This is a genomic window from Maribacter aestuarii, from assembly GCF_027474845.2.
Taxonomy (GTDB): Bacteria; Bacteroidota; Bacteroidia; order Flavobacteriales; family Flavobacteriaceae; genus Maribacter; species Maribacter aestuarii.
Genome location: NZ_CP107031.2, coordinates 25,212 through 49,614 on the forward strand (window position 1 = coordinate 25,212; position 24,403 = coordinate 49,614).

The 24,403-nt window shown below is 38.7% G+C and carries 22 protein-coding genes and 3 pseudogenes; 10 read left to right on the plus strand and 15 right to left on the minus strand.

Annotated features, from left to right (window positions below; translation table 11 throughout):
• Nucleotides 1-42: 42 nt before the first annotated feature.
• Genes priA through nadC form a run of 4 tightly spaced genes read right to left on the minus strand, consistent with a single transcriptional unit; the run spans nucleotide 43 to nucleotide 4,771 of the window.
• Entirely contained in the window at nucleotides 43-2,499 is a 2,457-nt protein-coding gene (gene priA, locus N8A89_RS00140) for a replication restart helicase PriA (RefSeq protein WP_289644694.1), read from the minus strand.
• A gap of 5 nt (nucleotides 2,500-2,504) precedes the next feature.
• Entirely contained in the window at nucleotides 2,505-2,945 is a 441-nt protein-coding gene (locus tag N8A89_RS00145; RefSeq protein ID WP_281540414.1) for a DUF2147 domain-containing protein, read from the minus strand.
• A complete protein-coding gene (locus tag N8A89_RS00150; RefSeq protein WP_281540415.1) occupies nucleotides 2,942-3,913 on the minus strand; it encodes a YihY/virulence factor BrkB family protein in 972 nt (323 codons plus the stop codon). The genes N8A89_RS00145 and N8A89_RS00150 overlap by 4 nt, the downstream gene beginning before the upstream one ends.
• Nucleotides 3,914-4,771 (minus strand): carboxylating nicotinate-nucleotide diphosphorylase, encoded by an 858-nt coding sequence (gene nadC, locus N8A89_RS00155; RefSeq protein ID WP_281540416.1) that lies wholly within the window; start codon nucleotides 4,769-4,771, stop codon nucleotides 3,914-3,916.
• Between the two features lie 62 nt (nucleotides 4,772-4,833).
• Between nadC and rlmH the strand changes: the two genes are divergently transcribed.
• Nucleotides 4,834-5,307, plus strand: a complete 474-nt coding sequence (gene rlmH / locus N8A89_RS00160) for a 23S rRNA (pseudouridine(1915)-N(3))-methyltransferase RlmH (protein ID WP_281540417.1) — start codon at nucleotides 4,834-4,836, stop codon at nucleotides 5,305-5,307.
• A 15-nt stretch (nucleotides 5,308-5,322) separates the two neighbouring features.
• Here the strand turns inward: rlmH and serA are convergent, their stop codons facing one another.
• The 7 genes from serA to N8A89_RS00195 all read right to left on the minus strand — a co-directional run bounded on the left by serA (nucleotide 5,323) and on the right by N8A89_RS00195 (nucleotide 11,986).
• The gene (gene serA, locus N8A89_RS00165; RefSeq protein WP_281540418.1) at nucleotides 5,323-7,215 is read right to left on the minus strand and encodes a phosphoglycerate dehydrogenase; all 1,893 of its coding nucleotides are present in this window, start codon (nucleotides 7,213-7,215) and stop codon (nucleotides 5,323-5,325) included.
• A 159-nt stretch (nucleotides 7,216-7,374) separates the two neighbouring features.
• A complete protein-coding gene (locus tag N8A89_RS00170) occupies nucleotides 7,375-7,971 on the minus strand; it encodes a hypothetical protein (RefSeq protein WP_281540419.1) in 597 nt (198 codons plus the stop codon).
• Nucleotides 7,972-8,181: 210 nt separating this feature from the next.
• A complete protein-coding gene (locus N8A89_RS00175; RefSeq protein ID WP_289644695.1) occupies nucleotides 8,182-8,958 on the minus strand; it encodes an alpha/beta fold hydrolase in 777 nt (258 codons plus the stop codon).
• Nucleotides 8,955-10,118: a glycoside hydrolase 5 family protein gene (locus N8A89_RS00180; protein WP_281540421.1), complete on the minus strand. Its 1,164-nt coding sequence runs from the start codon at nucleotides 10,116-10,118 to the stop codon at nucleotides 8,955-8,957. Before N8A89_RS00180 ends, N8A89_RS00175 begins: the two co-directional genes overlap by 4 nt.
• Before the next feature lie 19 nt (nucleotides 10,119-10,137).
• Nucleotides 10,138-10,836 (minus strand): DUF3307 domain-containing protein, encoded by a 699-nt coding sequence (locus N8A89_RS00185; RefSeq protein ID WP_281540422.1) that lies wholly within the window; start codon nucleotides 10,834-10,836, stop codon nucleotides 10,138-10,140.
• 3 nt (nucleotides 10,837-10,839) lie between these two features.
• Nucleotides 10,840-11,445, minus strand: a complete 606-nt coding sequence (locus tag N8A89_RS00190; protein WP_281540423.1) for a SatD family protein — start codon at nucleotides 11,443-11,445, stop codon at nucleotides 10,840-10,842.
• A gap of 88 nt (nucleotides 11,446-11,533) precedes the next feature.
• On the minus strand, nucleotides 11,534-11,986 hold the full coding sequence (locus tag N8A89_RS00195; RefSeq protein ID WP_281540424.1) for a methyltransferase family protein: 453 nt from the start codon (nucleotides 11,984-11,986) through the stop codon (nucleotides 11,534-11,536).
• A gap of 59 nt (nucleotides 11,987-12,045) precedes the next feature.
• Between N8A89_RS00195 and N8A89_RS00200 the strand changes: the two are divergent.
• The 5 genes and pseudogenes from N8A89_RS00200 to N8A89_RS00220 all read left to right on the plus strand — a co-directional run bounded on the left by N8A89_RS00200 (nucleotide 12,046) and on the right by N8A89_RS00220 (nucleotide 18,528).
• Nucleotides 12,046-12,632: pseudogene (locus N8A89_RS00200) on the plus strand (non-canonical purine NTP diphosphatase).
• A gap of 430 nt (nucleotides 12,633-13,062) precedes the next feature.
• Nucleotides 13,063-14,864: pseudogene (locus N8A89_RS00205) on the plus strand (DEAD/DEAH box helicase).
• 77 nt (nucleotides 14,865-14,941) lie between these two features.
• Nucleotides 14,942-15,716: pseudogene (locus N8A89_RS00210) on the plus strand (carboxypeptidase-like regulatory domain-containing protein).
• Between the two features lie 51 nt (nucleotides 15,717-15,767).
• On the plus strand, nucleotides 15,768-17,459 hold the full coding sequence (locus tag N8A89_RS00215; RefSeq protein ID WP_289644696.1) for an alpha-amylase family glycosyl hydrolase: 1,692 nt from the start codon (nucleotides 15,768-15,770) through the stop codon (nucleotides 17,457-17,459).
• Nucleotides 17,460-17,703: 244 nt separating this feature from the next.
• Nucleotides 17,704-18,528 carry a metallophosphoesterase gene (locus N8A89_RS00220; protein WP_281540427.1) on the plus strand — a complete coding sequence of 275 codons (825 nt, stop codon included), beginning with the start codon at nucleotides 17,704-17,706 and terminating at the stop codon, nucleotides 18,526-18,528.
• 1 nt (nucleotide 18,529) lies between these two features.
• Here the strand turns inward: N8A89_RS00220 and N8A89_RS00225 are convergent, their stop codons facing one another.
• From N8A89_RS00225 to N8A89_RS00235, 3 genes are read right to left on the minus strand one after another with little or no spacing between them, the layout of a single operon-like run.
• Complete coding sequence (locus N8A89_RS00225; protein WP_281540428.1) at nucleotides 18,530-18,907, minus strand: VOC family protein; 378 nt, start codon at nucleotides 18,905-18,907, stop codon at nucleotides 18,530-18,532.
• A gap of 1 nt (nucleotide 18,908) precedes the next feature.
• Complete coding sequence (locus N8A89_RS00230) at nucleotides 18,909-19,436, minus strand: SRPBCC family protein (protein WP_281540429.1); 528 nt, start codon at nucleotides 19,434-19,436, stop codon at nucleotides 18,909-18,911.
• A 44-nt stretch (nucleotides 19,437-19,480) separates the two neighbouring features.
• A complete protein-coding gene (locus N8A89_RS00235) occupies nucleotides 19,481-20,134 on the minus strand; it encodes a TrmH family RNA methyltransferase (RefSeq protein ID WP_281540430.1) in 654 nt (217 codons plus the stop codon).
• 47 nt (nucleotides 20,135-20,181) lie between these two features.
• Here N8A89_RS00235 and N8A89_RS00240 point away from each other — a divergent pair, with 47 nt between their 5' ends.
• The gene (locus N8A89_RS00240; RefSeq protein WP_281540431.1) at nucleotides 20,182-20,871 is read left to right on the plus strand and encodes an SIR2 family NAD-dependent protein deacylase; all 690 of its coding nucleotides are present in this window, start codon (nucleotides 20,182-20,184) and stop codon (nucleotides 20,869-20,871) included.
• On the opposite strand, the gene N8A89_RS00245 is transcribed toward N8A89_RS00240, so the two are convergent.
• On the minus strand, nucleotides 20,834-21,280 hold the full coding sequence (locus N8A89_RS00245) for a heme-binding domain-containing protein (protein WP_289644697.1): 447 nt from the start codon (nucleotides 21,278-21,280) through the stop codon (nucleotides 20,834-20,836). The genes N8A89_RS00240 and N8A89_RS00245 overlap by 38 nt on opposite strands.
• A 59-nt stretch (nucleotides 21,281-21,339) precedes the next feature.
• On the opposite strand from N8A89_RS00245, the gene N8A89_RS00250 reads away from it, so the two are divergent.
• From N8A89_RS00250 to N8A89_RS00260, 3 genes are all read left to right on the plus strand, one after another.
• Nucleotides 21,340-21,921 (plus strand): adenylosuccinate lyase, encoded by a 582-nt coding sequence (locus N8A89_RS00250; RefSeq protein WP_281540433.1) that lies wholly within the window; start codon nucleotides 21,340-21,342, stop codon nucleotides 21,919-21,921.
• 70 nt (nucleotides 21,922-21,991) lie between these two features.
• Nucleotides 21,992-23,335, plus strand: coding sequence for an adenylosuccinate lyase (gene purB / locus N8A89_RS00255; protein WP_281540434.1), 1,344 nt, complete (start codon nucleotides 21,992-21,994; stop codon nucleotides 23,333-23,335).
• A gap of 124 nt (nucleotides 23,336-23,459) precedes the next feature.
• Nucleotides 23,460-24,347, plus strand: a complete 888-nt coding sequence (locus tag N8A89_RS00260) for a mechanosensitive ion channel family protein (RefSeq protein ID WP_281540435.1) — start codon at nucleotides 23,460-23,462, stop codon at nucleotides 24,345-24,347.
• Nucleotides 24,348-24,403 lie beyond the last annotated feature (56 nt).

The window sequence follows — 24,403 nt, forward strand, 5'->3', positions numbered from 1 at the left end:
TCTTACTCAATATGAAAACCGCCTTTATGGCGGTTTTTCTTTTTAAATATGGTCTACATTATAAATGACACGGACACTTCTGTACATAGAAATTGCATTGAATGATTTTTCTATTCTCCTAATATTATTCTTCGTGGTGGCTAATGATTCCTTTTTGCCAATTTTGACCAAAAGATGTTTCAGATATTGATTTCGGATTCTGGCAACAGGTGGATACTCGGGCCCCAGTACGGTGCCTCCAAAATTATTTTTCAATGCCCCGCAGAACCAATCCGCAGCTTCGTTGAGAATATTGAAATTTTTATGTTTGAACGTAATCTTTATAATACGGTTGGTGGGAGGATACCTGTACTGCTCACGTTCATACAATTGCTCATTAAACATGGCTTCATAGTCACTTGTAGTAACTTGTTTTAAAATTTGATGGTACGGATTATAACTTTGTATGATGACCTTGCCCCTTTTCTTGGTCCTGCCCGCCCTTCCAGAAACTTGCGTCAATAATTGGAAACTACGTTCATGCGCCCTATAATCTGGGAAATTTAAGAGGGCATCCGCGTTCATAACGCCGACAAGGCTTACATGTCTAAAATCCAATCCCTTGGTCAGCATTTGTGTTCCGATGAGTATGTCCATTTCCTGCCGTTCAAAGGCTGTGATAATTTTTTCATACGCATGCTTACCACGGGTCGTATCCAAATCCATACGGCCTACTTTTGCCTCTGGAAAGAGTTTCCTTACCTCCTCCTCTATCTGCTCCGTCCCGAAACCTTTAGTATCCAAATCTGGACTTCCACAAGCCTGACATGATTCCGGTAATGCGGCGTGATGTCCACAATAATGACACCTAATTTGTTTTCTATATTGATGATAGGTGAGGCTTACATCACAATTTGGGCATTGAGGGGTATGTCCACAGGTTAAACACTCCAATATCGGAGCGTAGCCCCGTCTATTTTGAAATAGAATAATTTGCTCCCCAGTATCTAGGCATTGTGTAACCTCCTCAAGTAAACGTTCGGAAAAATGACCTTTCATCTTCCGTTTTCGTTGTGCCTCCTTAATGTCCACAAGTTCCATATCTGGCATTAACACATTTCCGAAGCGTCTATTTATCTCCGTATATCCGTATTTTCCCAACTGCACATTATAGTAACTCTCGATGCTTGGCGTTGCCGAACCCAATAGGACATCTGCATCATGAAATTTGCCTAACACTATAGCCGCATCTCTTGCATGATACCGGGGAGCGGGATCAAACTGTTTAAAGGAACTTTCGTGCTCTTCGTCAACTATTACCAAGCCCAAATTTTGAAACGGTAGGAACAAGGCCGACCGAGCACCTATTACAATTTGAGCCTTTTGCTTGTCATGCAAAACATTGTTCCAGGCCTCTACTCTTTCCTGAACGGTATATTTAGAGTGATAGACAGCAATGTTTTCACCAAAGTATTCCTGTAACCGGGAGATGAGTTGCGTGGTGAGCGCTATTTCAGGCAATAAATAGAGTACTTGTTTATTTTTAGCGATACATGCATCGATGAGTTTTACGTAGACTTCGGTCTTTCCCGAGGAGGTCACACCTTTTAGGAGTGTAACTTTTTTATCTTCAAAAGCTTGTGAAATATCCTCTAAGGCTTTTTCCTGATATTCGTTCAGGTCCTTTGTTTCTAAATTTTCTTCGGTGTTATCATAATTCACTCGGTCCTTTCTAATAAAATATTCCTCCAGAATACCTTTATCTACCAAAGCTTTAATAATAGCACTGGAACTTCCACTGAATTTCTCCAAATCCGCAATAGAAATTGGTTTCATAGTATTGCCCTGCAGTTGAAAAAGAGATAATACTACCTGACTCTGTTTCGGGGCTCTTTTTAGGGTCTCCAATAGCTTTTCCAGAGCAAGGTCCGACGTGAATTCGTTTCCTAACCGAACATAACGCACCAACTTAGGTTTGTACTGCTCATAAACTTCTTCTTTGAGTTTGATAATATTCTTCTCTAAAAGCCGATGCAATATGGGCATTACATTTTTTCTATCGACTATGGCGGCCACCTCATGCACTTTTAATACAGATTGATGCTGTAATGCTTCAAATACTAGAAACTCGTTGTCCCCAAGTTCTAGCTCGTCTACGGTCACTTCCATATTACGCAATACCAATGTTTCACTCTCCAACAAAAAAGCGCCGGGCAGTGCGCTTCGGACCACCTCGCCTAGCGTACACATGTAGTAATCCGCAATCCATTGCCAATGTCGCAATTGGATTTGTGTTACTATAGGAGTATCGTCCAGAACTTGATGAATCTCTTTGGCCTCATAGACTTCGGGAGGGGTTTGGTGTACCTTTGATATGAGTCCGGTATATATTTTTGATTTGCCAAATGGTACTGCGACACGCATGCCCTGCCTTAGAATCAGGGCTTCTTCACCACTTATGCTGTAAGTGAAGTGCCTTTCCAAAGGAATAGGCAAAATAACGTTGATAAAGTTCGCCATACATATTAACCTTCCACACGTAACCACGTTTGCGTTCGATAAATGAAAGCGAGATAACCGCGTACTTTAAGTTCGTTGGGGTCATCTGGATTTAGCCATATTCTAAAGCGAAAAGACATAGCTTGCTCCGGGTCGAATAGTCTTTTTCCTTTCCATTCCCCGTCCTCGTTTTTTTCGCCAGCAGTAATGATTTCCATACCCACGACTGGTTCATCCTTCAATTCTCCATCGCACTTGATACAAACCGCATCTTTCTTTCCTTCTTCCAATATTTCTTCAACGTAGCCATACATCTTTCCCTCCTTTTTATAAATGTGAATGATGCCTTTTGGTTTACCCGTTCGGTCATCTATAGTTTTCCATTTCCCAAATACGCTCTGGGCGTTAACAAAAGTAGATGTACATAAAAATAAGAGAATCAAGAGACTTAGACGGGGGTATATCATTCTTCTTTTTTAGTAATCTTCCTCAAGGAGTTCAAGGAAGCATTAAGTTCAAAACCAAGCAACAAGATATTGGAATTTAGCCAAATGTAGACCATCAGAATTAATAATCCTCCCAATGCACCATATAACTCATTGTATCTAGCAAATTTTTCCACATAAATACCAAAGAGATACGAAGTGATTAAAAATAGAATGGTCGTCATCAACGCACCCACCGAGAAAAACCTTGCTTGTTTCCCTTCTCGTGTACCAAAGTAATAAAGTGTGGCGGTCGTAAAATACGAAAGGATTACAAAGAACAATACTTTGGCAATTTGCACGCCTATTATCTCATCCTTGCCCAACACATAACCTCCCTGTCTTGCGGCAAATTCCGATAAGTAGCCCAACACATAGAATTCAAAATAAATAAAAGCTACAAAACCTACTATAATAAGAATAGCCAAAATCAAGCCTACCATTAACGCGAATAGATATTGTCTAAAAAAATTCCGTGTAAGTTCAATATGATAGGAAGTTTCAAATCCGCCAAATATCGAGTTTACACCGTTGGCAACCAGAAAAATGGACAAGAGAAAGGCAGAAGACAGGAGTCCTCCCCTTTTTTGATCTTTTATCTGTTGAAAAACTTCTCCAAAATATTCACCTGTTGCAGTAGGTAGAAAAGATTCCAGGAACATTTGAAATTGAATTTCAAAATCGGCATTTTCTAAACTTATATAGGACACCAAAAACGGTACTAGGGTTACCATAAATATCAACAACGGAAACAATGCAAGGAAAAGACTAAAAGCTATAGCACTTGCACGCGTGGAAATGGCACCTTTTAAGATGCCGCTCACATACATTTCCGTTAAATCATATGCTGAGAGCCCTTCAAAACCGGGTAATTTTATCTTCTTAAGAATACGGACAAACCAGTCTACAACAGGTATTTTTTCTAGTTTTTCCTCAATTTCGGTCGACATCTACACTGCTTTTAGACTTAAATCCATATTATAGACGGAATGTGTTAAAGCCCCAGATGAAATATAATCCACCCCACATTCCGCATATTTGCGAATGGTATCCTCATTTATTCCTCCTGATGATTCGGTAAGGCAAGCATCTCCTATGAGGCTTACTGCTTTGCGTGTATCTTCATAATTAAAATTATCGATTAAAATACGGTACACTCCGCCCGACTTTAAAATTTCCCGTATTTCATCCAAATTTCGAGCTTCCACGATTATTTTCAAATCTCTGTCGGTATCCTTCAAATATTTCTTGGTCTTGGCAATTGCATTGGTAATTCCGCCTGCAAAATCAATATGATTGTCCTTTAACATTATCATGTCGTACAGGGCAAACCTATGGTTCTCCCCTCCCCCAATTTTTACCGCCCACTTTTCCAAAGCGCGAATGCCTGGGGTTGTTTTTCTGGTATCCAATATTTTAGTCCCAGTACCCTTCAATAATTCCACAAAAAAATTAGTCTTCGTGGCGATTGCGCTCATGCGCTGCATGGCATTAAGGACCAGCCGTTCTGCTTTAAGAATACTCTGCGAACGCCCGTTCACATAAAAAACAATATCGCCGTATTTAACAAGACTTCCATCTTCAATTAGGGTCTCAATTTCCAATTGGTCATCCACATAAGAGAATACTTTTTTAGCAAACTCCACCCCCGCAATTACCCCTTCATCTTTTACTAATAACTTAGCCTTACCTTTTGCTTCATGAGGAATACAGGCCAACGAGCTATGATCGCCATCACCCACATCCTCACGGATGGCATTTTCGATTATTCCCTGTATTTCCTTGTTAAATTGCGCGTCTGATATCATTGTGATCTATTGGCAGTTGCTAAAATACGAATCCATTTGCGAAATTGATTTACTTTTGGAACATGACAATTAAACTATTGACCATTGGCAAAACGGACAGTAAGGCGCTTCAGAGCTTAATAAATGTCTATGAGATGCGACTGCAATATTATATTAAGTTTGAAATAGAGGTGATTCCTGATTTAAAAAATTCCAAAAATCTCTCCGAGGACCAACAAAAGACCAAGGAAGGGGAACTCATCCTAAAAAAATTAAATCCTACTGACGTTCTGGTTTTATTGGACGAAAAAGGAAAACTCTTAAGCTCAATTGAATTTTCATCCTATCTGCAAAAGAAAATGAATTCCGGAATTAAACAATTGGTTTTTTTAATCGGTGGCCCCTATGGTTTTAGTCAAGAAATTTATGCCGCTGCCGCTGGAAAAATAAGTCTTTCCAAAATGACATTTTCACATCAAATGATTCGCTTATTTGTAACAGAACAAGTGTACAGGGCCTTTACCATCTTAAAGAACGAGCCCTATCACCATCAATAAAGTCTAATCTTAAATCTAATAGAGCACTCGGAACTTAATCGTATTCTCTACTTTTTTCAATGCTTTGATCACATCCTTGTTGTATTCCTTATCCAAATCGGTAATTACATAGCCTACCTCATTGTCGGTGGATAAATACTGACTAGAAATATTTAGTTCGTACTCGGCCAACACCTTGTTTATTTTGGCCATGATTCCCGGCACATTTTTGTGGATATGAAGGAAACGGTGCGCTTTGTTTTGCTTTGGCAAACGAATATTAGGGAAGTTTACCGCATCTACGGTATTTCCGGAATTAATATAGTCCATTATTTTATTGGGTACAAAATCGGCAATATCCCTTTGCGCTTCCTCTGTACTTCCTCCTACATGCGGTGTTAAAATAACGTTTGGCAAACCTTGTAGTGGCGTTTTAAATTCACCATTGCTCCTAGGTTCCTCTGGATAAACATCTATTGCGGCTCCAGCTATTTTTCCGCTCTTTAAAGCAGCTGACAAGGCATCAATATCCACTACGAAACCACGGGAGAGGTTTATGAGCATCGCTCCATTTTTCATTTGATTGATTTCCCGTTCCCCAATAAAATTTTTGTTAGCAGGGTTATCATCAATGTGAAGGGTTACAACATCGGAAATATTCAGCAAATCTTCCAAGGTATCACACTTTTTTGCGTTACCAAGTGCCAAACTGTCCTCTATATCGTAGTAATAAACACGCATACCAATGGCTTCCGCCAAAACGGATAATTGCTTCCCGATATTACCGTAACCAACAATTCCAAGATTCTTACCGCGTACCTCCCTTGAACCGGCAGCGGTCTTTTGCCATTGGCCATTATGGATTTCAGTGCTTCTAGCAAAAACACTGCGCATGAGCATGATTATCTGCCCGATGGCAAGCTCCACGACCGAACGAGTGTTACTATAGGGAGCATTAAAGACCACAACGCCTCTTTTCTTTGCGTATTCCAATTCAATTTGAGTAGTTCCGATACAAAAGGCACCTACAACCAAAAGTTTATCCGCCGCGTCCAAAACTTTTTTGGTCACTTGAGTTTTAGAGCGTATGCCCAGCACATGTACTCCTTTGATTTTTTCTATCAATTCATCCTCGGGCAGACTGTGCTTTATCAATTCAACTGAAAACCCATCTTCTGATAGATTGTCAAATGCTGCGGTATGCACATTTTCCAGTAAAAGCACTTTGATTCTGTTCTTGGGGTAAGATATATTTCTTGGCAAATCGTTCACAAATAAAAATTCATCTAAATTAGGTGCAATATGGTCCGCATTATTGGCGGCCTTTTCTCGGTGTACATTTTCGGTATAGGCGAAGAACTTATCCGCAATACCGGCCTCGCGCATTACATAATCACTATAGCCATCACCAATGACCTGGACTTCACCGTCCAGATCCATCTGTTTAAGGCATTCTATTTTTCCATTATGTTGAGATAGTACATTGCTTTCATCAAATCCGATAATATTTCCATCGTCATCAAAACGGAAAGTATTGGCGTATACCCTGTCTGATGGTATATTATATTCCGCTACGATAGGGTCTATAAACTCTTTGAAACCACATGAAATTACATAAATATCATCCGCATAGGTTTCAAAGAAATCTTTGTTCGATGCGATAGATTTTGAAATTTTCTGACGCAATTCCTCTACGAGCCCTTTTAAATCCGACTTATTGGCGTTTAACAGTTTTATACGTCTTTCTAAAGATTCCGTAAACGATATATCACCGTCTATACCAAGATTAGTAATCTTTTGTATTTCATCAATGATTTGCTCCTTGTTGGCATTGTCCTTCAAGGTCATTTCGGCGAGTACATCTAAGGCCTCGACCCTTGTTAAGGTACTATCAAAGTCAAATACATATTTTCTACCCTCTTCTACCATTGTTGTACTATCAACTTAAACAAGCAGTAAAAGTAAAAATTAATTTGTCCCGTAGTAAAGTAATCTTATCAAAAGTTATACTACTGTATAAATGCCTACGCATTTTCATTAATTTTTCTTCCTATTTTAATGGACAAAATTGTATTACAAACATTTGAATCATTTTGTGTTTTTTCGGAGCTTTCGTATCTCTTTAAGCAACTCATCTCTTTCAACTAAAGAATTTTCAATTAAATAATTTTGTTCAGCGATTAATCTTTGATTTTTCAAACTCTTTAAATAAGCATATACTAAGCCAACAAAACCCAATAATGTAAAAATTAAAGAAATAAAAACCAATGAAATCCGTTCATCCTTTTGAAGCGCCAGCTCTTCGTCTGTTACAGACCTATCCAATATCGGGATAATTCCTTGTCCAGATATTCTTCCAACTGAATTAATAATTGGAACTTCATCTTGACCATGTAGAACAAAAAATTTTATTTTAAAATAATTGTCTGAATCGATAATCTTTTTCTTGAAAACTAGTTCGTTGGTAGAAAATTTTTCGAGTACGTTTTTATAGTAGTCATAATCGGAAGATTCAATAATCTTTGGAGTTTTAAGAACTTCTCCTCCGCTTATCAAAAGACCAAAATTTAAACTAGAATCGAAATCATGAATTCTAACATTCTCACCTCCCTGGTTCCTTACTAAAACTTCATAAATTGAAATTTCTTTATTAAGTTTTGAAATATCTATTGAATCATTTAACAAAACCTTTAATATAACACCATCATCCTTTTTATCAATGAGGTTTGCCCGTTTTTCTATTATAAATTCAAGTCCTCTCTTTGGGTTGTTAAATATGGTGTAAATTGTGCCAAAAATACCAATTACCCCTAGGATGATAGACTACGTTCCCTTTTTTTTCAAAAAATCAAATTTCATAGAAAAAAATTAACATTTTTAGACAATTTATTTTCATTAAAAAAAGCTTAGAATCGCTTTTGAAAACTCCAAGGTTTTGTAAGCATCATTATGAGTTCCAGGTATGATGACTAATTTGCTTTTTTTGGATACTCCATGTAGTTCTTTAGGGTTCCCGTTATCCATGTCCTGGTCCCTTGCAATCACTAAAATTTTGGCCTTTAGTTTTTGTAATTCTTCAATTGATGTGACCGGTTGGTATTTTTGCTGTAAATGAAGGGAACGTAAATCAGCACCTATAGATTTGGCATATTCTACAGCATCATTCGTTTCATTCGTGACATTTCCCGCAAAGGCCTCCATGAACATTATCCTTCTATCCCAATCAGGATTGGTGAAATCGATGCCCATACCGCCTAGGACAGCCTTTTTTATCCGAGGTTCTTTGGTCAATAAATTAGCTAATACTATACTTCCGCGAGAATAACCAACGGCATAGTACTCCTTAGTATTCAAGTGACTCATTAATTCCTTTAAGTCCTTTACCTCCGCTTCATCTTGATATGCTTTATCATCTTGAGGCTTACCTGAATTTCCATTGCCCCTCAGGTCTGGAACTACAACACGATACCCCTTTTCCAGTAAGTCACTCTTCAGGGGCGTTTTTTCCCAAGATGCTCCTGAGCCTATAAAACCATGAACTAGAAGTACGGCCTTACCAAAACCTTCATCGGTATACGTAATCTCGGTTCCATCAAAAGATTTGAAATAGTTGGTTTGGGAATACGACCTAAAAACCAATAAAAGAATCAATATTCCAAGGGTCCTTTTCATTGAGCATTGCTATTTGTCATTTCCTGAATGAAATTAACCTCATTTTCTGAAAAGGGAGTTCCGTCCGCCCTTAGGATGTCGTGATGCCAAATTTTCGGTTCTGCGGTAAACGTAGAATCCCAACTTTTCCAAGGATAAATGGTATTCGTTTTACCGGCCACAAATCCCCAATTGATGGCCGCAATTTTATGCTCCTTTAAAAGAGGCAAGACAGCTTCGAACGTATTTCCAACCCCTCTAGCCAGATATTCAGTACAAAATAGCGGTCGGTCATATTTTTGCAATTCTTCTATTTTCATACGCACATCTTCAACATCCCCATCGTACGCATGAAAGGATATGACATCCGAATTCTCTAGCATAAACCTGTCCAGAGGTGGCAGACTATCGGGTGTTCCCCAATGCTTTACATCTCCCTTCCAAACACCCGCTGTAATCGGTTGTTCCGGATTTACTTCTCTGGACCACCGGATTACCTTTTTAAGTAAAAGTAGTGAGTACTTAGCCTTATTTTTCAACTCTAGTTCCTTCCGAGAAGGTTGGCTGGCAACATTATCCGGCTCGTTATACACATCCCAAACCAACATTCTATCGTCCGTTGCAAAATGTCTAAGAACACCCTTAATATAGGGCTCTAATTCCCTATGCCTTATGGTATCTCCCAATATTTCTGCCCCTGGTGCCTGAACCCAACCCGAATTGTGTACGTGAGGTATTGGCTCGGGTTGTTTCCCTAATTTGGGTATAGGGTGCCAAACATCATCCAGTAGGACGAACATCGTTTTTATTTGGTAAGAATCCGCCATTTTTAGGTATTCTTCCAAACGATTTAAAAATCCTACAGAATCTTGTTCCCATAATAAATTATGTAGGTATACCCGATGCAGATTCATTCCCAAATCTGCCGACCATTTAAGTTCCCTTTCAATGGTTTCTGGATCAAAGGTATCTTCCTGCCAAAATTCGAGCTGATTTATAGCCGTGCTTGGATTAAAATTTGCGCCCACTAGCCATGGTTGTTCGGCGTACCATTTATTAGCTTTTTCCTTGGACCAACGCTCGGAGATTTCATATGCATTATATTCCGACTTTTGGTTTTTCTTATCCTCCCCACATGAAGAAAAAACGACGATGAAAACTACGAGCATTATTCTAGTCATGATAATTACCTTTACAAATTTAAAGCTGGGTATATAAGATTCCTGTTAGTATGGCCAATCCGAAACTCACCAAGGTACCTATTAGGATGTATTCGGTTAGTTTTCTGTTATTACTTTCTTTTAAGTCGTTGAACCTAAAGACCGATTTTGCGGTTATCAATAGGCCAATTGCCTCCCATCTTCCTACTAGAATAAAAACCAGAACAAAAAGTCGTTCTATGATTCCTATGTACTTACCTGCATTTGGCAAAGATTTGTGATTCGTTTCAATTTGATAGGACATGCGCTCTAACATTTTACTCATTATAATAGCGGAAGGAAAAGTCACAAAAACTATCGCCAGTAGCAAGGACCAATTCATATTTTGAATCAGGTCGATTGTATGTGCCGGCAATTCCCCAAAAAACGAGCAAGCATAGATTACTCCTATATGCAATAGCTGATCCAAGAAAAAAGGAACACTTTTATTCGTAAAAAGCCGTTCGGAATACAACTTTAGCAAATCGATTATAAAATGGCTAAGCGTCAATAAAAGTACAAGTTTCCATGAGCTGATGTCCCACAAAACGAGAAAATAAAGGCCCAGATGAATGAGTATATGAAAATACAGGAACTTGGAGGCTATTTTATTCGCCTCTTTGTGAATAACCCACCTTTGGGGCTGAAGTATAAAATCCCCTATGAGATGGGCTAACAAAAGTTTAATGAATATTTCCATTTTTTAGAATTCAGGACAAACGTGCTGGTAATAAGCCAATAACTCCTCAACAAGATCTAAACGGGCCCGTTTTAATCGTTGACTTACTGCAGATTGTTTTATACCAAGCTGCTTCGCTATTTCTTTCTGGGATGCTTCCGGATTTTCCAAAACCAATGTCATAATTTCCGCGGAGACCACACTCCAATCATCCATAAAATCTAGCGATAACCGTAACATTAGATTTAGGGTACGGTCATAGAATTCATTATCCGTAGCAATACTTAAGCTTATCTTACTATCTTTCAAAGATTCAAGTGTACGACCGGAAAGTTGATAGGCTGGACCATTGGACTCCGTTACCCCGGCACCCAAAAAAGTTTCGAGGCCAATTCCTATTGCCATTCTTACATCCAAGCCCTTAACCGACTTAATGAGGGCCTTTATCCTGATGGCCGTGAGAAGCGCGTTTTCTTTGTTTACTTTTAACTGAAACTCATCTCCCCTATATATTTCCCAGTTCATGGGAGACGGACCAAACTGAGCGAAGAAGTTTTTAAGCAGCTCCATCCATTCCGAAGAGGCGTGCTTTTCAGAATCAATTATATCACCTGTAATTATTGCAATCATTTTTATTAACTAGAATATTAATATTATGAATAATAAGCTATTTCGCTAATATATTAATTTATTACCTATAGAGCTAATATTTTGACTTTTAAAACCATCTTCTTGTTATCGTGCAATAATCCTTAAACTCTCTTCCAAATTTCTCCAACAGCATTCTTTCTTCCGGTATGATTTGAAAACGGTTCATGAACGATACAAATCCAGCAGCTAATAATACATTAAAGGCATTACCAAATTTTAGACCTAGTGCCAGTAGAAGCAACAGCATGGCCAGATACATAGGATTTCTAGAAAACTTGTAAAAACCGTTCGTTACCAATTTTTTAGACTTAGCAGGAGCAGTAGGATCAATTGTGGTCTTGGATTTAAAAAACTGAATCAAGGAAACACAGAGAATTACAATTGCCGTTCCAGTTAGGATTTTGGCCAGTAACAAACGACCAAAAAAATCAAAATAACCAAAAGGTAAAAATCTACTTAGCAAGTACATTGCAAAAGCAAAAATAAAAACAACAAGTGCAGGTGGCAGCTTTAATTCCATGGCATAAAATTAGTACTTTTGATTTGTAACGCACAGGAGTTTCCCAATTATCGGCTTAAATGAAGTTAGTATTTGCAACACATAATCATAACAAGTTAAGAGAAATACAATTACTGGTTCCAAAACACATAAAAGTAGTTTCACTGCATGAAATAGGTTGCACAGTACCAATCCCGGAGACGGCCGATACACTGGAGGGAAATGCAAAATTAAAAGCCGACTTTGTTTTTAAAAATTACAATTTTCCCTGTTTTGCTGATGATACAGGTTTAATAGTAAATGCACTAAACGGTTCACCTGGCGTATATTCGGCCAGATATGCGGGCGAAGCAAACGATGCCAACGCCAATATGGACAAGCTACTTAAAAATTTAAACGGTCTAAAAGACAGGTCCGCAAGTTTCAAAACGGTAATAGCCCTACGTCTATCGGAAAAAGTCCAATTCTTTGAAGGCTCGGTCGATGGAGAGATATGCACTGAAAAAAGGGAACCGATGGCTTCGGTTATGATCCTATTTTTCAACCATCGGGCTATACTGAAACATTCGCCCAACTTCCCATTTCTGTCAAGAATGAAATTGGACATAGGGGGAAAGCTTTTACTAAACTGATAGAATTCTTAAATACGATGGATGTTACAATCTAAAAAAAATGGACACTATCAAGGTATCCGTAGCCTCAGGGAGTGCAGAAGCAGTTGGAGGTGTGTACATTGTCTTTTTTGTAGGCCTCATGGAAATTTCCCAAATGGTCAACGGATAACCGGAAGGGGAAATGATGATCACCTATAATAAAGTAGTCAAATATTCCGGGGGGTATCATTCCAAAAGCATAAAGGAAAAACTTTATTCTTTAAATGTGCGTAACTCGAGTAATCGGAATTGGCATGCCACTTACGGCTATTTTCTTGCGCCTTAGCCAACAATTGTAATAAAATCAAACTATCCAATAATTAGCAGTACCTTTGCCGCTTTAATAAACGCCGCTGGTATAGCAGGTGTTGCGCGGAGTCTAATGGGTTATATACGGTAATCGCTCTATGCAACATTCATATTTGCGATTAAGTATAACATATTATGACAAAGTTTGAAGCACTGGGACTGCAAAAGTCCTTATTAGATGCTATTACGGATTTAGGTTTTGAGACCCCATCCGAAGTACAAGAAAAAGCAATCCCAATTTTATTGGAAAGTGAAACCGATTTGGTTGCGCTCGCACAGACCGGAACAGGTAAGACGGCCGCATTCGGTTTTCCTCTGATTCAAAAATTGAAAGGGACAGTAGGACCACACAAGGTTTGATATTATCCCCTACCCGGGAACTCTGCCTGCAGATCACTAACGAACTGCAATTGTATTCCAAATACGAAAGAAACATCAATGTAGTAGCCGTTTATGGTGGTGCCAGCATAACGGAACAGGCCAGACAAATTAAACGGGGGGCACAAATCATCGTAGCCACACCGGGACGTATGAAAGATATGATCAGCCGTAGATTGGTAGATATTTCCAAGATCGATTATTGTATCCTTGATGAGGCCGATGAGATGCTAAACATGGGATTCTTTGAGGATATAAAGGATATCCTGTCCAACACTCCAAACGAGAAATCTACTTGGCTGTTTTCTGCGACCATGCCCAAAGAGGTGTCGGTAATCGCCAAGAAATTCATGCATAATCCCAAGGAAATCACCGTGGGCACTAAAAATGCCGGTACTTCTACGGTACAACACGAATACTATGTGGTAGGTGGAAGAGATCGCTATCCTGCCCTGAAGCGGTTGGCGGATACCAATCCTGATATTTTCTCGGTCATTTTTTGTAGAACAAAACGCGATACCCAAAAGGTAGCCGAAAAATTAATAGAAGATGGCTACAATGCCGGTGCTTTACACGGTGATTTAAGTCAGAACCAACGCGATCTGGTCATGAATTCCTTCCGTAAGAAACAAATTCAAATGTTGGTGGCGACCGATGTTGCAGCACGTGGAATAGATGTAGACGACATAACACATGTTATCAACTATCAGCTTCCAGACGAAATAGAAACTTATACCCACAGGAGTGGACGAACGGGAAGAGCGGGTAAATCCGGTATTTCCATGGTTATCATTACCAGAAGTGAGCTTAGGAAAATTAAGGCTATAGAAAATAAAATTCAGCAGAAATTTATTTCCAAGACCATTCCTACTGGAATGGAGATATGCGAGATTCAATTATATCATTTGGCCAATAAGATTAAGGACACAAAGATTAATAAAGACGTAGACAGTTATCTCCCCGCAATCAATGATGTGTTACAAGGTATTGATCGCGAAGAACTTATCAAAAAAATAGTATCGGTAGAATTTACCCGTTTTTATAACTATTACAATAAATCCAAGGATTTAAATACCGTTGACACTAGCGACAGAGGAAGAAATTCGGACAGACAGAATAGAGGAGAAATTCCAACATCCGGTTCGGTCCGCTATTTTGTAAACGTTGGTGAAAAAGATGGTTATGATTGGATGTCTTTGAAGGACTTCATTCGAGACACTGTAGGTTTAGGTCAAGATGATGTATTTAAAGTAGATGTTAAGGATAGTTTTTCATTCTTTAATACCGATGCCGAGGCTACGGAAAAAATTCTTTCCACCTTTACGGAATTTAAGGTAGACGGACGTTTCGTGAATGTTGAGGTATCTAAAAATCCCGGAGGCGGTGGCGGTAAACGCAGAAGCGGCGGTGGTTTTAGGGATAAAGGCAAACGCAGGGGAGATCGCGATGGAAATAGAAACGATGATAGAAGCCGTAGTAAGGGAAGGGAGCGAAGAAACTCTTCTAGTCCTAATTCAGGCAAAAGAAGAAGTCAGAAAAGAAAAGGAGATTTCTTTTAGTTAATTGTATATTAAAAAATACGCTTCGGCGTATTTTTTTGTTTTGTTTGTACCTTCAATTTTGAGAATATTGATTCATGGGTAAGTTATTTATAGGTATTTGTTGTCTTTTAGGGTATTTAGGGTTTGCCCAGGAAACTTCAGAAGATAGCACTATAAATGCCATAGTGGTGAACGCACAGACCGATGTACCTATGGAAAGCGTACATGTCGTAAATCTTAATCAAGTAGTAGGAACGATTACCAATGAAAAAGGGGAATTCTCCATTAGGGCAGCCGTAAACGACACCTTATATTTTTCTTTCTTTTTTAGGTTTTAAGTCCCAAAAAATTAGAATCACCAATGACATGTTCAAATTTGAGGACACAAAAATTGCCCTTACAGAATTGGCCTATGCACTAGAGGAAGTAATTGTTAGACCCTACCAGCTGACAGGATACTTGGAAATTGACGTAAAGAACCTGCCTATAAATAATTCATATCAATATAGTATCTCAGGCCTTTCTGTAGGTTATGAAGGTGGAAACAAAAATCCAAGTGCAGTTACCAAGGTTTTAGGGGCAATATTGAATCCGGCCGACTTACTCCGTAATCTTTTTGGAAGGCAGCCTAATAATATGCGGAAGTTACGCCAGATGAAGGAAGATGACCAAATACGTGATCTTTTGGCATCAAAATTCGATAGGGAGACCCTTGTTGAACTACTACAATTGGAAAAAGTAGATATACAGGACATCTTGAACAACTGTAATTACTCCAAATCTTTTATCACCACGGCGAATGACCTCCAAATATTGGATGCCATTAGCAGTTGTTATGAAGAGTTCAAGGTTCTAAACCGAAAAAAATAAAATTTTTCTGTTCGGTGCGCATTTTATAGCTTTAGCCCAAATAGAATGCACATGAAAAACCTACTTACCATCGCTTTACTATTTTTTCTTTTTGCAGCTTGCGAGTCGCAAAAAAAAGAAGTTGTTAAGGATATCCCCATTGCAGAAAATATTGCCGTAGCACCTGAAAAGAAAGTTCCTTTTGTTTGGGACGGGGCAAATATTTATTTTCTGCTAACAGATAGGTTCAACAACGGCAATCCAGAGAATGACATCAACTTTGAACGTACGGATTCGACGGGAGTCCTTCGAGGTTTTATGGGTGGTGATTTACAAGGTATTACCCAAAAAATTGAAGAAGGTTATTTTAGTGATTTAGGTATCAATGCAATTTGGTTTACTCCTGTCGTTGAACAAATCCACGGAGCTACTAATGAAGGTACTGGAAATACTTATGGGTACCATGGCTATTGGACAAAGGATTGGACCACATTGGATCCAAATTTTGGGACTAAAGAAAATCTTAGGGAACTCGTTGAAACCGCCCATGGCAAAGGTATAAGGATTTTAATGGATGTAGTTTTAAACCATACCGGACCGGTTACACCAAAAGACCCGGTTTGGCCAAAAGAATGGGTGATTACAGATCCTACTTGCCAATTCACCACCTATGAAAACACTACGAATTGCACGTTGGTAGATAATCTCCCTGATATCTTAACTGCTTCCAACAGTGCTGTAGAGTTGCCTGATGCCCTCTTGGCAAAATGGAAAAAAGAAGGTAGGCTTAGCGCTGAGTTGGACGAATTACAACTATTTTTTGATCGTACCGGTTATCCAAGGGCCCCAAGGTTCTATATCATTAAATGGCTAACGGATTATATACACGAACTAGGAATAGATGGATTTAGGGTAGATACTGTAAAACATGTGAATGAGAATGCTTGGGCTGAGCTCTATAAGGAAGCCTCTTACGCCTTTGAAACATGGAAGAAAAAACATCCAAATACTATTTTAGATGACAATCCCTTCTACATGGTCGGTGAGGTCTATAACTATGGAATCTCCGGTGGGAGGGAATTTGATTTTGGAGACAAGAAGGTAAATTACTTTGATAACGGTTTCCACAGTTTGATAAATTTTGAGCTCAAAAACGATGCTGACAATGATTATGAGACCATATTCACTAAATACAGTAAACTGCTGCACACCTCATTGAAGGACAAAAGTGTAGTCAATTATCTGACTTCGCACGACGACGGTCAACCTTTTGACCAAGAGCGAAAGCAACCCATGCGCACTGCAAATGTCCTTTTATTAACTCCAGGGGCCTCCCAGGTCTACTATGGTGATGAGACGGCACGCAGTTTAGTAATAGACAGTACACAAGGTGATGCTACCCTGCGTTCCTACATGAACTGGGAAGAATTGGATAGCTTACCAGGAAAAAAAGATATATTGGCACATTGGCAAAAAGTAGGTCAATTTAGGAACAACCATCCTGCAATTGGTGCCGGTAAGCATAAAAGGCTGGGTAAAACCCCCTATGTTTTCAGTAGAGCCTATACCGACGGGGACTATAAAGATAAAGTAGTGGTGGGACTAGATTTACCTAAAGGTAAAAAATCACTCTGGGTTAAGGGTTTCTTTGGTGACGGAACCAAGCTTTTTGACACATATTCGCAAACAGAGGTCGTGGTCGCAAATGGTAAGGTCTTACTGGACAATGATTTTGATATTGCACTCTTAGAATTGATGCCCTAAATTTTTAAGGGTTTAAGGCGAACCTTTTCCCACAATAACATCCAAACAACAAATTAGGGGTATAATCTTGAAATTTTATTGTGCCCTGCTAATTTCTATAATTGATTCGATGTAACAAGGATGTTCCATTTGACAAGGAATCTGATCAAAACGAGGTTTGGGATTGTATTGGCTTCGCAGTAACTTCGCTACCTAATTTTGTAAAGAAAAAATCTTACAGCTGTCCCAATTTTTATTCTGATAAATGCGTATAGGTAGAAGAAAATTTATCCTAAAATTATTCTTGGGTCTGACTGGAATGGCCGGTCTTCTTTTTTTAAACGGTTTCTGGTTTGAAAGATATATTATTGATTGGACTTCTTTTGATGTTGATGAAGAGCAAAATAATAAAATTAAGCTCATTCAATTATCCGATTTACACCTGAACGAAATTAAAAGCTACCATAAATCAATCGCAAACAAAATCAATAAAGAAAAGCCGGATGCCATTGTGTTTACTGGGGATACGGTAAGCAGGAAAAATAAATTACCTATTCTGAAAGAGCTCCTCAATCTTTTAGATCGTAACATCCTTAAAATCGTAATTCTGGGTAATAAAGAATATTCCAGTAGAATGTCAATTACAGATTTCACCCAACTATTTCAAGAGTACAATGGCCATATTTTGGTCAACGAAAATTATCGGCTTGAAAAGAACAATAGAACGGTGAACCTGCTGGGTATCGATGATTTTATGGGAGGTAATTCTGATTATAAGAAAGCTTGCGAAAATATAGATAAAACTCTGGAAACTATTGTTCTTAACCATTGTCCTGAGTACCGTGATAGTATAGACAGCATAAATAAAACGGAAAAAGTAAATATTAAATTGATTTTATCCGGACATACCCATGGTGGGCAAATTACTTTTTTTGGTAAAGAACTTTTCAAACCAGGAGGAAGTGGAAGATATTTAAAGGGCTGGTATGAAAATGACCAAACTACAATGTATGTTTCTAAAGGAGTGGGAACTACAATTTTACCCATTCGATTTGGCGCTAGAGCTGAAGCGTCCATTTTCTATATTTAAACTACTGATTGGAATGGACAGCAATTCTGTTACCTTCGGTATCCCTTATCAATCCCATAAAACCGTGACCGCCCCCAATTTCAGTTTTTTGCTGTAATACTTGCCCTCCGGCACCTACTACCCTACTCAATTCATCTGCAACATCCTTACAGGAAAAATAAATCAGGGTTCCATGAGTGTCGCTTGAAACGTACATGTTGTGCTGCACCAATGAACCCGTAGCACCGGGTTTATCTGGACTCATGGGAAACCATCCCATGATAAAATCACCCAATTCATGTATCGCAATGGATATATCAAATACCGTTTCATAAAATTTTTTGGCACGTTCCATGTTCGTTACGGGAACTTCAAACCAGCCAACCATATTTCGTTCCATCTCAACTTTCCATTTTAGTTTTTAATGTTTGTAAACCTTCTTCAAAATCCTTTCCTACCATTTTATCCATACTCATAACTAGCATCATTATACTCATTGGAAATTTATTTTTACCGGAGAAACCCCAAGTCACCTTGCTTTTTCCGTTGGAAGTTTCCTCTAATTGCATATAACAGTCGGACTCTGATTTCCATGGTTTGAAAAACCGTAGCTGTCCCTCCACTCTTTCTCCATCAACTATTTTGGTTATTTCCTGTTCGCCTTCCCCAACTTCCTTATTACCTTTCCAATAGCTAACGGCGCCGACCTCACCATCAGTGCCAGTAAATTTTCGTTCCATATTGGGGTCCTTTTTTGCCCAGGGAGACCATTCCTGCTGTTTGTTCAAATAGCGAAGGTGAGGAAACACTTTAGTCTTAGGACTGTCGATTTCAATAGTACGAAATACATTATACGTTTTGGGAGCAATTAAGGCGAGGAAAATGATTAGAGCAAAGATGCCTAACAAAATATAAATTAACGTAGTCATTTGTTTATCAATTAGTTGGTTGCCCTCTCAAGGTAGTAAAAAAATTATTTAGTCTGGTAATACCTTATCAGAATTTCCTCTATGCTTTTAATGGATTTTTTGGTCCAATCCAACCGTTTTTCAAAAATTTCCCCAGGTTTTAATTTCCATGGTAAATTGCTTTGCTTCAGTTTTGTGGTCAGTTGTTGAAGTATAATGGCGGCCGAAACGGAAATATTAAGGCTTTCGGTAAAACCTACCATCGGGATTGTTAGGAAAGAATCTGCCGTGGACAATACCTCCTCACTTAAGCCCTCTTTTTCTGTTCCAAAGAACAAGGCTATTTTAGAATCCACGCTGAACTCTGCAAGTGGCACACCTTTGGTGTGTGGTGTAGTTGCAACGATTTGATACCCCAGTCCCCTTAAGTTCCCTATGGCTTCAGTACACAAATCGTATCTATGTAAATCTACCCATTGTTGGGCGCCCATGGCAATATTCTTGTCCAGCCTTTTGCCGAACCTACCTTCTATTAGGTGGGCTTCTTGGATGCCGAAGGCTTCGCAACTTCTTATTACGGCACTGGTATTGTGCATTTGGTAAACATCCTCTATAGCAACGGTAATGAATTTGGTTCTTTGTTCAAGTACCGAAATAAATCGGTCTCTCCTTTCTTCAGATATAAAATCCTCTAAGTAGGACAAAAGCTCCTCGTTCATTAAACCAAGATAATAAAAAGTATATTTTTATATAAAATTGATATACCGTGAAAAAAATAGTAGTGCTCAGCGGCGCAGGAATCAGTGCGGAAAGTGGATTGAGGACCTTTAGGGATGCCAACGGACTGTGGGAAGGACACGATGTAATGGAAGTAGCCACTCCAGAAGGTTTTCAACGAAACCCAAGTTTGGTACTGGATTTTTACAACCAAAGGAGAAGACAACTTTCAAAGGTCACTCCTAACCCTGCCCATATTGCCTTAACTAAATTGGAATCTGAGTTTGACGTAACAATCATTACCCAAAATGTAGATGATCTTCACGAACGCGCGGGAAGTTCAAAAGTTCTACACTTACATGGGGAATTGCTAAAGGTAAGAAGTACAAAACCTGGTGGAAGTCCTATGCAGTGGAAAGAGGATATAGTTTTGGGGGATTTGTGTGCAGACGGTTATCAATTACGCCCGCATATCGTTTGGTTTGGAGAGGCGGTACCATTATTGGACGATGCCATAGCCATTACTTCTAAGGCCGATATTCTTATCATAGTAGGAACCTCTATGCAGGTATATCCTGCAGCAAGCCTTATTGATTTTGTGGGACAAGATATTCCCATTCATTTTATCGACCCAAAACCTTCCATTTCAGAAAGTCGCAAAAACCTATCGGTAATGGCAAAGACTGCAGTTGAAGGAATTCCTAAATTGGTTGCTTCCCTAATTGATAAAGAATCCTAGTCTGTTCTGCCCAAGAAACAATACTATCAATCTGTTGCTGGGAAAGTCTAGCACTTTTATGCATCCATTTATAGGAATTCAAGGGCATTTCGCCTTTGGATACTTCCTCTATCAATTCTTCTAATTTATGGTCTATCTGCTTTATTGAATAGTTATCCCAATCCGAAAAATTAAGGTGTTCCTTTCCTTCATTTACATGGTCAGATAACCAATAGGAAAATGGAGCAACATTATTGTACCACGGGTATGCAGTATTGTTGCTATGACAATCATAGCATGTTTCTGTAAGTATTGTTTTTACAGATTTTGGTGGATTAGTTTCCGCTATAAAGACTGATGCATGATTGCCTTGTGATGTGTTCTTTTCTGGTCTGTAAAACTGTAGGGCAACGAATACGAGAAGCAACAAAAAAGAATTTTTTTGAGTATTTTCATTTGGGGGAAATGTATACTCAAAATTACAATTTTATGAAAAGCGAAGAACTCTATAAAGCGTTAAATTATGTGGACCACTCTAGGGAGAAACGTAGCGAAATGGCTCAATTAATCGTAAATAACCCACAACTTGTTGCCCCCTTATTGAAAATTGCATTTACGATAAATGATCCTATTTCATCAAAGGCATGCTGGATTTTAGAATATATGGCGAAAGAAAAACTATCTTATTTATATAATCATTTAGATTTGTTTACTTCAAAAATCACGGAAGTTCATCTAGATTCTTCCGTAAGACCTGTTGCGAAAGTTTGTGAATATTTAATCATCTCCTATTTTTCAGAAGTCAAGAACGAAATCAATAAAGTAATGACTGCAAATCATCTAGAAAGAATCACCACTGCTTGTTTTGATTGGCTTATTGGAAATCATAAAGTAGCGGCGAAAGCATACAGTATGACTTGCCTTTTGCTTCTAGGAAAAAAATATAGCTGGATTCATCCAGAACTTCAGCTCATTCTTGAGCAAAACTATGCTGCCGGTAGTGCAGCCTATAAAGCACGTGCTAGAATGACCCTAGCCAAAATAAAGAAGGGAGCAAAAGCACTAAACTAAGCGAGATTTCCTTTTAAACTCTTTTGCTTATGGATATCTTTGCGCTCGTAATCAATCCAATCCTGACCCTATGTCATTATCTGAATTAAGTGCCGTATCCCCTATTGATGGCCGCTATAGAAACAAAACGGAAAAATTAGCCGACTATTTCTCGGAGGAAGCCTTGATGAAATATCGTGTTAGGGTCGAGGTGGAGTATTTTATTGCCCTTTGCGAAATACCATTACCACAACTTGCTGATTTTGAGGCTTCAAAAATCAAAGCCCTCAGGGAAATCTATCTGAATTTCGATGCTAGTGATGCACAGGAAATCAAGGAAATTGAAAAAACCACAAACCACGATGTGAAAGCTGTGGAATATTTCATTAAAAAGGCCTTTGACAAGTTGGGACTGTCCTCTTATAAGGAGTTTATCCATTTTGGGCTAACTTCTCAAGACATCAATAACACAGCCATTCCCCTATCGATTAAGGAAGCAATGAACGAGGTTTATGTGCCTCACTATTTTGATGTTGTTAAGAAATTAGAGGAACTATCCAAGGAATGGTCGGAGATTCCTATGTTGGCCCGTACTCACGGACAACCGGCCTCACCTACAAGATTAGGCAAAGAAATTGAGGTTTTTATGGTACGGTTAAAAGAACAGTTCAATCTACTGAACGATATTCCCAGCGCGGCAAAATTTGGCGGAGCAACGGGAAATTTTAATGCCCACAAAGTGGCTTACCCAAAAATAGATTGGAAGAACTTCGCTCAAAACTTCGTACAGGAAAGGCTCGGGTTACAACATTCGTTTCCTACTACACAGATAGAGCATTATGACCATATGGCTGCCCTTTTTGATGCCTTAAAACGAATTAATACCATAATTCTAGATTTGGATAAGGATTTTTGGACCTACGTCTCCATGGATTATTTTAAGCAAAAGATCAAAGCGGGAGAAGTAGGTTCCTCCGCCATGCCGCATAAAGTAAATCCAATAGATTTTGAGAATTCCGAAGGTAACTTAGGCATTGCCAATGCATTGTTCGAGCACCTTTCCGCTAAGCTTCCCGTGTCCAGATTACAACGGGACCTAACGGACAGTACGGTGCTAAGAAACGTTGGCGTACCCTTTGCACATACCATCATTGCTTTTCTATCTACTCTAAAAGGTTTGAACAAGTTACTATTGAACAAGGAAAAGTTTGAACAAGACCTGGAGAACAATTGGGCGGTAGTTGCAGAGGCCATACAAACGGTTTTAAGACGGGAGGGATACCCAAATCCATATGAGGCATTAAAAGGTTTGACCCGTACGAACGAGAAAATCAATCAAAATTCCATTGCCAACTTTATAGATACCTTGGAAGTAAACGAGAGTATAAAAACAGAACTCAAACAAATTACACCAAGTAATTATACGGGGATTTAAAAGGTGTTTGTTTCATTTACACTTTTCTTTTGCCCGTTCACTTAATTATGGGTGATAAGGCCGCGTATATTTCAACATATAATTCTTTATGGCTATATTATCGCCGGAACAAAAATTAAAATACATGCAAGCAAATTTCTCCGTTGAAGATTCCGTTAGCAACCTTTGGGATAAGCTAGATGGTTGGTTGGATGCAATCATCTTAAAGTTACCGAATTTTATTATGGCTATTCTGGTCATGTTCCTATTCTATTTTATAGCTAGGGGAATTCGAAAATTATTGAAACGGACCATATTAAAGAAAATTGGACAGGTTTCTATACAGGAGATCATAGCCAAAGTGGTTTTCGTCGTAATACTTTTAATAGGCTTTTTTATAGCGCTCGGAGTATTAGACCTGGATAAAGTACTTACCAGCATATTAGCAGGTGCAGGGGTAGTTGGTTTGGCCATTGGTTTGGCCTTACAAGGTACGTTAAGCAATACCTTTGGCGGACTCATACTGTCTTTTATGCCGCAGCTTAAGATAAACGATTTTATTACAGCTGACGGTATTTCTGGTTTTGTAACCGAAATTAGCCTAAGGAACATCATATTAAGAAAACCGGATAATAATATGGTGGTCATTCCCAATTCAAAATTTATAGATGGTTCATTTACCAATTATTCACTAAACGACAGAAATCGGATATTCGTTAATTGTGGTGTGGGTTACGAATCTGACCTTCAGATGGTCGAGGATTTGACAGTGAAAATTATCGGAGAAACCTTTAAACAGAATGATGGCGAACAAGTAGAATTCTTCTTTACCGAATTTGGTGATAGCTCCATTAACTTCATGGTTCGGTTTTGGGCAGATTGCATAAATTCCAAGCAAGAACATGCGGCAAGGCATAAGGCCATAAAGTTGATTAAATCTCACTTCGATCAAAAGGATATCAATATTCCATTCCCTATCAGAACTCTGGATTTTGGCAAAAACAACTTGACCGTTCACACGGAAAAACAATAATAATACAGGGTATTCAGTACCTTTTTACTTTTAGAAAAAAAGACCGCTGTCATTGG